Annotated in this window: 3 protein-coding genes and 1 pseudogene; 1 reads left to right on the top strand and 3 read right to left on the bottom strand. The window is 44.0% G+C overall.

Going from position 1 to position 8,837, the window contains the following annotated elements; genetic code table 11:
* Positions 1 to 67: 67 nt before the first annotated feature.
* A complete protein-coding gene (locus F6K38_RS29885; protein WP_287358703.1) occupies positions 68 to 727 on the bottom strand; it encodes a hypothetical protein in 660 nt (219 codons plus the stop codon).
* Positions 728 to 1,340: 613 nt separating this feature from the next.
* Between F6K38_RS29885 and F6K38_RS29890 the strand changes: the two are divergent.
* Positions 1,341 to 2,814, top strand: a pseudogene (locus tag F6K38_RS29890) (zinc ribbon domain-containing protein).
* Positions 2,815 to 3,206: 392 nt separating this feature from the next.
* On the opposite strand, the gene F6K38_RS29895 reads toward F6K38_RS29890, so the two are convergent.
* Together F6K38_RS29895 and F6K38_RS29900 are read right to left on the bottom strand one after the other, a co-directional pair.
* Positions 3,207 to 3,398 carry a hypothetical protein gene (locus F6K38_RS29895; protein WP_287358709.1) on the bottom strand — a complete coding sequence of 64 codons (192 nt, stop codon included), beginning with the start codon at positions 3,396 to 3,398 and terminating at the stop codon, positions 3,207 to 3,209.
* 768 nt (positions 3,399 to 4,166) lie between these two features.
* On the bottom strand, positions 4,167 to 8,837 hold a 4,671-nt coding region (locus tag F6K38_RS29900; protein ID WP_287358711.1), incomplete at its 5' end, for an nSTAND1 domain-containing NTPase.

Below are 8,837 nucleotides of genomic sequence, written 5' to 3' on the forward strand. Positions count from 1 at the left end.
CGGCTGACCGCTGACAGCTAAATGTTTACATCCACAAAACCTGAAACTATGAATACTACTGAAACAATTAAACCCGTTTTGAACAGTTCTTTAATAATGAACTAGTCCCCAAAGCAGCTAATCCTAAGAAACCTAAGAGTGATGTGGTTTCAGGAACAGGGGCGGGCTGAACATCAAGACCTTGGCTAGCTGCTTGAAATAGACTGGTTACGTCTATACCATTAGCATCAATTGCCGAGGTAACGGTAACTGCTAAGTCAGGCAATCCATCATTCTTAAACCCAGGCAGTACTTGGTCAGTTGTCCTCACTATCTCTAGGATAGAGTCTGGAGAAACTCCAATTGAATCACTACGTTTAAAAAGTGCTGTAGATATCCCCAAGGGTGGGTTTTCTACTGGGCTGAATGTAAACCCTGAAAAGGCAGCTATATCTGCATCTGTCCTAAATCCTTCTAGAGTAACAAGCTCAGTAGAATCTTGTTGTACAAGAATGTCTAATGACTGTAAATTAGCAGTGAGACCGCTAGTATCTAACACAAAAGAGAAATCAATGGTGTCACCAACATTGACTTCAAGGTCATTGATAGCATCTTTGTCTAATTGTGACCCAGTCGGAGTGAATGATACGGAGGCTCCATAAGCTGGAGTAACTGCGATCGGCGAAGCCGCGCCAAAGGCGATCGCTCCCAGGAATACTAAAGAAGCACTAATGTGAGTTAATTTCATCAGGATTGACCTAAAAAACTACTATCAATAGTTAATCAAACATTCCTGGATTTGATTTTGAAGAGTCAGTAAAGTTAGCTAAAAGATTAAATGATGAAAGGAAAAACTCACGGTAAATGCGATTGACCTTTTGTCACGCTTTCGGCAAAGCCAACGCTACGCGAACGCATCTGAATATATAGCTTTTCTGGCATTTATAGCACTACCGATTAAGATTAGGACATTTGTAAACTCCGAAACCTAGTCCTAGCTTACTTCTGACTTCTGACTTCTGACTTCTAACTTGCGCGTAGCCCTATATGAGGTATGCTTATCAACCTCAAAGTCCGCCTTTTTAAGGGCAGGGCTGTAACATTGCTCAATTTTTTGGTTTCCTGAACCTCCCGAGTGGGCAAAGTTTCGCGCCTGTTTTTCTAAAATTAAACCCAATAGTAGAAAAAAACGGCGATTTGCTTACCATAAGGGGCTTTCAAGCCCTCACCCATGAAGTTTAGTCTTGCAATTAAGTCCCGATAAATCGGGATAAAACTGGATTTATCGGTGTAATACAGACATTGACATTTAGCTAGCGCTAGATTATTATTGAAGTGAGTGTAGGACATAGCAGTTAACGATGCCAAGAAAAGTAGGCGCGGCAAAAAGGATATCGACTCAAATCGTCCCTGTGGTGGGGATAACCAAGTCGGTTGAACTTGAGTTGCAGCAGGTAATGAAAAAACTAGGCATAGTCAGGGCTGAATCTTACAATAAGCTGGGTAGCATTAATCACTGGGGGATTGACTGGAAAAAGGCGGTGCCAGAAGTAAAAAGTTTTAGGACTCCCGACACCCTAGGGTTGCCTGCCAAATTGATGGATTGGACTGTCAATGATGTAGCCAAAGCTATCACAGCGAGCCAGGCAGCTTGCACTGATGTGGTAATTAAGAAAATCTACAAAAGGTTTCCAGGCAGGGACGGCCAAAAGATCACAAAGGAGCTTTGTAAACAGCTTAAGACAAGAGCTTTTATAGATAATCCATTGCTGCATAGACTTGTTAGGAAGGAATTTCAGCGAGGGCATTCCTGGGTCAAGAATCAGATAGTCTATCAACAAGTAGGATATAAATGCAAAAGGCTCTCTCGTAATACTTACCAACTAGAGTTGGCTGGATTAAACAGAGGAAAGAGAAACAAAATAACCGTGAGGTCTAATCGAAAAATAAAAGGTCAGATTAGACTGGTATACAACCAACTCTTGGAAAGGTTTGAAATTCACTTTCTAGTAGACCATGGGACTGTAGACATTCCTGGCAATCGCCGAGCCATTGGGATAGACAAGGGATACACTGAGGCTTTCTATGATTCAGATGGTCAGGCCCACGGAAAAGACTTAGGCAAAGTAGCAACCAAGAAGTCCGATAGAATCTGCTCTAAAAATCGTAACAGAGGGAAGCTCTGGGCTCTTCACAGAAAGCTAGAAAAACTTGACCCAGCTAAATCGGCTCGAATACTTGAAAACAATCTAACCAGAAAAACTGAGAATCGCCGATACAGAAAAAATCAATCAGAACTTACAGCCATAATAGGAGCCGCATCTAAGTCTCTTTTTAATGGGGAATCATTAAAAGTATTTGCAGAGGATTTAACACAACCAATAAAAAATAAACGCCAGTCCAAAATCATGTCCCGTAGGCTTAACAGTTGGATGAAAGGAGTAATGCGGGATTCCTTACAGAAGTGGGCTAATTGGACTGGGTCGGTTGTAACAGAAGTCCAGCCTAGTTACACGTCGCAAGTTGACTCCGTGACTGGAACCCTATTAGGGAAAAGGAGCGGGGACAGCTTTACCAGATTTGATGGGGTCGTGTTACAGGCTGACTACAATGCTGCTAAAAACATCCTTGCTCGGGGTGCAGACAAGGAGATTTCCCGGTACATGAACAAAACCGAGGTTCAGGCAGTATTGCTGCGCCGTACCGCGCGTTTCTTGAAAGGTATGGGACTGAGTCTAGCTGATGCAGTTGAGCTTGGATGGCTTGACCCTAAGCATGAGCTTTGCTCGGGCTTTTAAGGAACTCCTGGCCGAGATGCTAGGAACGTCCAGATAGCTGAGTGGCAGGCTTGACTCCAATTGCTGCACGACCACTCCTCACTCGGACCACAATAAAATGCACCTTGACCGTTTAATCCGGGTTTGCCCCGATTAATCCCGGTTCAAGAGTATCTCCGACGCAAGAAACAGCCCTGCCAACTTTGGGGGGCTAGGGCGTGTCTTCAAACTCGGAGATCCCCCTAAATCCCCCGAGCGAGGGATTGCTCGCTCGGGGGACTTTGAGTATGGCTCCCCCCTTATTAAGGGGGGCTGGGGGGGATCATAATCTTGCGGAAAACTTTGAAAACACGCCCTAGGGGGGCAAAACCATACCCAGAATCAGCAACGCCAAGCCAGTTACCGATCTGACTCCCCATCTCCCCACCCTTCCCACCCTTGCAACACTCCCTATTCCTCTGGCTCCATCGGCAGACTTATATCTAAAACTATTAGAAACTTAGCATCAGGCACCAGCTGTTTCAGGGTCTGCGAATAACCTTTGGCATCACAACAGTTGCGGAACCGAGCGAAAACGACTGGTGGCATCGGTGGTAATAGGCGAACCATGACCCATGGGTATAGGCTTGGACGATGCGACATAATATGAAGTTATCTCCTTTACGTTAAGGGGTAGCCAGAGCCAGCCTGCAGCCTAGGAAAACTCGTCAGGCTGGCTCTTCCCGTGGATTTTAATGCCCACGGTTTCATTATACCATAAAAAATTGCTTATTATAGCATATTTTGAAAAATTTTGTAACAAATTATTGAGATAGTCGCCAGAGGTATAGCGCTACGGGCAAGTCCGCAAGTAAGCGATTACTTACGTTTCGGAGTTTAAGAATGTCTTATACCAAATCCTGTTCCCATACACCCCTTATCCGCATAGCCATAGATTCCTGGCATACAAAGATTTGGTCGATTTTTATAAAGGGGTTTTGACAAACGGATTTGGTATTATACCAGTTTTCAAAAGTAGCGTCATACTTACAATAAAAATATGACAATATACATTGGCTTTCACAATCTGTATGTATGTCATGACTTTTGATTTTTGGTATTACACCTTAATGCGTAGTGCCATACAGTCTTATAGCAGTCGCCAGGGCAGTTAGGACATGACAAAAGTCTAAAACCTAAGTAAGCGCAAGAGTTTGACTTCAGACTTCAGACTTCAGACTTCTGACTTCTGCTATATTTGAGGCTGATTCCCTGTCTTGATGCAGCGCAAAGTAGCCGATAATCTATCCAAGATTTCGGCTGTAATGGCAATATATTTAGTTGGCAAGTACTCGTTGAGGCGTTCGCGTAGCGTGGCCTAAAGGCCATGGCTTGAGCACCTACTTCATTTTTCTGTGGACAGGCATGAGATTATTTCGAGTCTGGGGCTAACTTTCGTGCTACTGTTTTTGGCTCTTTGTCTTTTTCCTCTGTATCTGGATTAAGGTCGATGTCAGGATTGAATTTTTGCGCTTCTTTGAATTTTTTAACAGCACTCTTGATATTTTGCTCTTTTTTTGAAATAAAAGCCCGACCAAGTCTTACCAGAAAGTCTGCTTTGGTTTTATCTTCCCAACCAGCATACTTGAGACAGGCTTCTCCTGCTTTATTATCTTGATTATTTTGAGGCGCAACGAGGTCAGGATGAAATTGCAGCTGATCACATGCCTCTTTTAAAGCCTCTTGCCAAGAGTAATTGCCCCACAAACGCACTGTTCTGTCGTGACTGCCACTGAGAATCTGTTTGCCATCTGGACTAAAAGCGATATCAGTGACCCAGTTTGTATGACCTTGTAATGTATGGAGAGGTTGACCTGTTTCTGTGTCCCACAAACGCATTGTGTTGTCCTCACTGCCACTGAGAATCTGTTTGCCATCTGGACTAAAAGCGATCGCAGTGACCGATTTTGTATGACCTTCTAATCTATGGAGAGGTTGACCTGTTTCTGTGTCCCACAACCGCAAGGTGTTGTCATCACTGCCACTGAGAATCTGTTTGCCATCTGGGCTAAAAGCGATATCAGTGACCCAATCTGTATGACCTTCTAATGTATGGATTAGTTGACCGGTTTCTGTGTCCCACAACCGCACTGTTCCGTCGTGACTGCCACTGAGAATCTGTTTGCCATCTGGACTAAAAGCGATCGCACTGACACCATCTATATGACCTTCTAATGTATGGATTAGTAGACCGGATTCGGTGTCCCACAACCGCACTGTTCCGTCGCCACTGACACTGAGAATCTGTTTGCCATCTGGACTAAAAGCGATCGCACTGACACCATCTATATGACCTTCTAATGTATGGATTAGTAGACCGGATTCGGTGTCCCACAACCGCACTGTTGTGTCGTGACTGCCATTGAGAATCTGTTTGCCATCTGGACTAAAAGCGATCGCACTGACACCATCTATATGATCTTCTAATGTATGGAGAGGTTGACCTGTTTCTGTGTCCCACAAAAGCATTGTGTTGTCCTCACTGACACTGAGAATCTGTTTGCCATCTGGACTAAAAGCGATATCAGTGACACCATCTATATGACCTTCAAAGGTATGGATTAGTAGACCGGATTCGGTGTCCCACAAATGCATTGTTCCGTCGCCACTGCCACTGAGAATCTGTTTGCCATCTGGACTAAAAGCGATATCAGTGACCCAGTTTGTATGACCTTGTAATGTATGGAGAGTTTGACCGGATTCGGTGTCCCACAAACGCACAGTGTTGTCCCAACTGCCACTGAGAATCTGTTTGCCATCTGGGCTAAAAGCGATATCAGTGACCCAGTTTGTATGACCTTCAAAGGTATGGATTAGTTGACCCGATTCTGTGTCCCACAACCGCACTGTTCCGTCGCCACTGACACTGATAATCTGTTTGCCATCTGGACTAAAAGCGATATCAGTGACACCATCTATATGACCTTCTAATGTATGGAGAGTTTGACCGGATTCGGTGTTCCACAAACGCACTGTTCCGTCGCCACTGACACTGAGAATCTCTTGGCCATCTGGACTAAAAGCGATCGCACTGACACCATCTATATGACCTTGTAATGTATGGAGAGTTTGACCGGATTCGGTGTCCCACAACCGCACTTTTGTGTCGTGACTGCCACTGAGAATCTGTTTGCCATCTGGGCTAAAAGCGATATCATAGACATTACTTGTATGACCTTCTAATGTATGGAGAGTTTGACCGGATTCGGTGTCCCACAACCGCACAGTGTTGTCATTACTCCCACTGATAATCTGTTTGCCATCTGGGCTAAAAGCGATATCAGTGACCAAGTCTGTATGACCTTCAAAGGTATGGATTAGTTGACCGGTTTCTGTGTCCCACAACCGCACAGTGTTGTCCTCACTGCCACTGATAATCTGTTTGCCATCTGGACTAAAAGCGATCTCAGTGACAGAACTAGTATGACCTTCTAATGTATGGAGAGGTTGACCGGTTTCTGTGTCCCACAACCGCACTGTTCCGTCGCCACTGCCACTGAGAATCTGTTTGCCATCTGGGCTAAAAGCGATCGCAGTGACCCATTCTGTATTACCTTCAAAGGTATGGATTAGTTGACCCGATTCTGTGTCCCACAACCGCACTGTTCCGTCGCCACTGACACTGATAATCTGTTTGCCATCTGGACTAAAAGCGATCGCACTGACAATATCAGTATGACCTTGTAAAAGATTCCTTTCTCGTACCTTATCTAAAGCTGTCAATAAGCTAGAATTAACTTCATTGATCACTGTTGGTTGCAAGGATTTTTGGTAATCTTGAATTTTAGCGGTTAATTCAATAGCTTGGAGCAATTCTTCTGTAGTAGATTTTACTGATAGAGAATACTTGATATTGGCAGCTTGTGCGAGGAAGTCTGAGTTAATTGCCTGTTTCCGAGATTGTAAGCTAAAATGAATCGATAATACTAAACCTGTACCTAACCCCAGCATAACTGCGATCGCAACACCCCAATTCCGACGAGTATTAAAGCTTTTTTGCCTGATGCTACGCTGCACAAACTCAACTTCTACTTGGTTAAACCAGTTGTCCTCAGAATTGAGTTCTTTATTCAATACATCGAGATAAGGATTGGCATTCCAAAGAAATTGTACGGTTTTATCTCTCGGACCTTTTTGTTGCTCCGGTGTCCGTTGCCACAATCGAGCCAACTGAGTATTTTCGAGCGTGTTTATTTTGTTAAGAAAGTTTTTAGCAAGGTCAAGTCTCCCATCCAACCAATTAATCACAGCTTCAGCCTTGGCTTCAAAATCGGATGATTGTTTTTTGCTTTTAACACTTTTCCACTCCACCGCCGCAGGAGTCAACCGCCGTTGTAGAAGTAAATTTTCCTCATCTAAATGTTTCCACTCCAGCAACCTTTGCCATCCCCGTACTAAAGCATCATGGGCTGGTTCTACATAGAGATTCCCCTCAGCATCTTGTCCAATAACCAATAACCGTGCTGTGCTAAAACGCTCAATTACTTCCTTAACTAAATCATTTTTCTGAGGTGGATATTCCAATTCTGATAACGGTACGCGCCTACGGGCTAATTCACCCCCAGTCAGAGCAACCATCCGCAGCATCACATGACGGATAAGTTGGTCATAAGCGGGATTTTCTTGAACTAGCAAATGATACTCTTTATCTGCCCTTTGAGTTAGCGATCGCATTACTCCCCCCAATTCAAGATAATCGGCTTTTCTCAACGCCCGGTCAATAGTAATACCGCTGTATTGTGCCTCCCGTTGCCGCCTTAAATACAAGAGAAATAATTCACTCAAGGCAAAAGACAGTAGGGGTAATGCTCCCGGCATATCCGCCACTTCATCAATTAATTTTTCTACTAATTCGTGGGGTTGAAAATACATTACCCGTGCTTGAGCCGGTTTTTCGATCGCTTCCCTTAGTTCCCCTCGTGTCATCGCTGGCACAATAAATCGTCCACTTTGCCAAAGATTTATCAGTACCGTAGTTCCCAATTGATTTAGTACTTCCGGTGCCAACTTTAAGCCCACATCTGTGATTTGGGGTTCAAAATCAGAACGTAGGGTTAATACTACCCGTAATTTATCCCCATGGGGATTTATGGCTGTGAGTATCTGTTGGAAAAACTCCTGACGCTCATCTAAGTTTTGACAGAGTGTAATAATTTCTTCGCTTTGGTCAATAAACAGTAATAACTTAGAGTTTGGGTTATTTTTCGCCCAAACATCAATGCTCATTGCCAGGTTATGCTGGGGGTTTTGTGGCTCAACATTAGGTAACTTAGCTTCAGTCAGCACATTATTTAATGCTTCCAAGGGAGTCTCACCAGGACGGATGGGTGGCAAAATACACCATTGCTCGGTATTATCTTGCCGTAGTTTGGGAATTAATCCTGCCTTGACCAAGCTAGACTTACCGGAACCGGAAGTACCCAACACCACTGTCAGGGGATGAGTTTTGAGAAAATCCTGTAACTTTTCTACTAGTAATGTTCTACCGAAAAACAGTGAACTATGTTTCTCGTCAAAGGAGTTTAAACCGCGATAGGGATTTTGTGACTCATCTAAAGATGGTGCTGGTGGTAAATTAAGTTCATGTCCGGGAGAAAGAAAGATATATTCTCCCTTATCGTGCTTATTTAAACACCAAATACCAGGGGTTTGTCGTAGACGGTATTTTTCTGTGGGAATTTCGATGGTATCCCGTAAATATAAATATAATTCTGTGGCTGTAATTACCCCATCTCCAGCCGGTTTACCATTGGTAGCAGGAGGATAGATATCTGCTACCCCTTCGAGGGCTTCTAATAATGCCGCCGCAAAAGGGGAATGATTGCCGAATTGACCGCGTACGCTATCTAAATTAAAGTTATCTAAGGCTTTTTGGTCAGAAGCTGAGGAGGTAATAATTTGCCAGGCTGGGTCACTAATAAAACGGTCGTATCGTTCTTGGTGAATTACTTCTGGCGATGTGAGTAAATCCCTGGTACTCGACCAACGAAAAGCACCAGCAAAACAGCAGTCGAGGATACCCAAGAAATGACGACAGGGTAA

This window comes from Moorena sp. SIO3B2 (assembly GCF_010692525.1).
GTDB lineage: Bacteria > Cyanobacteriota > Cyanobacteriia > Cyanobacteriales > Coleofasciculaceae > Moorena > Moorena producens.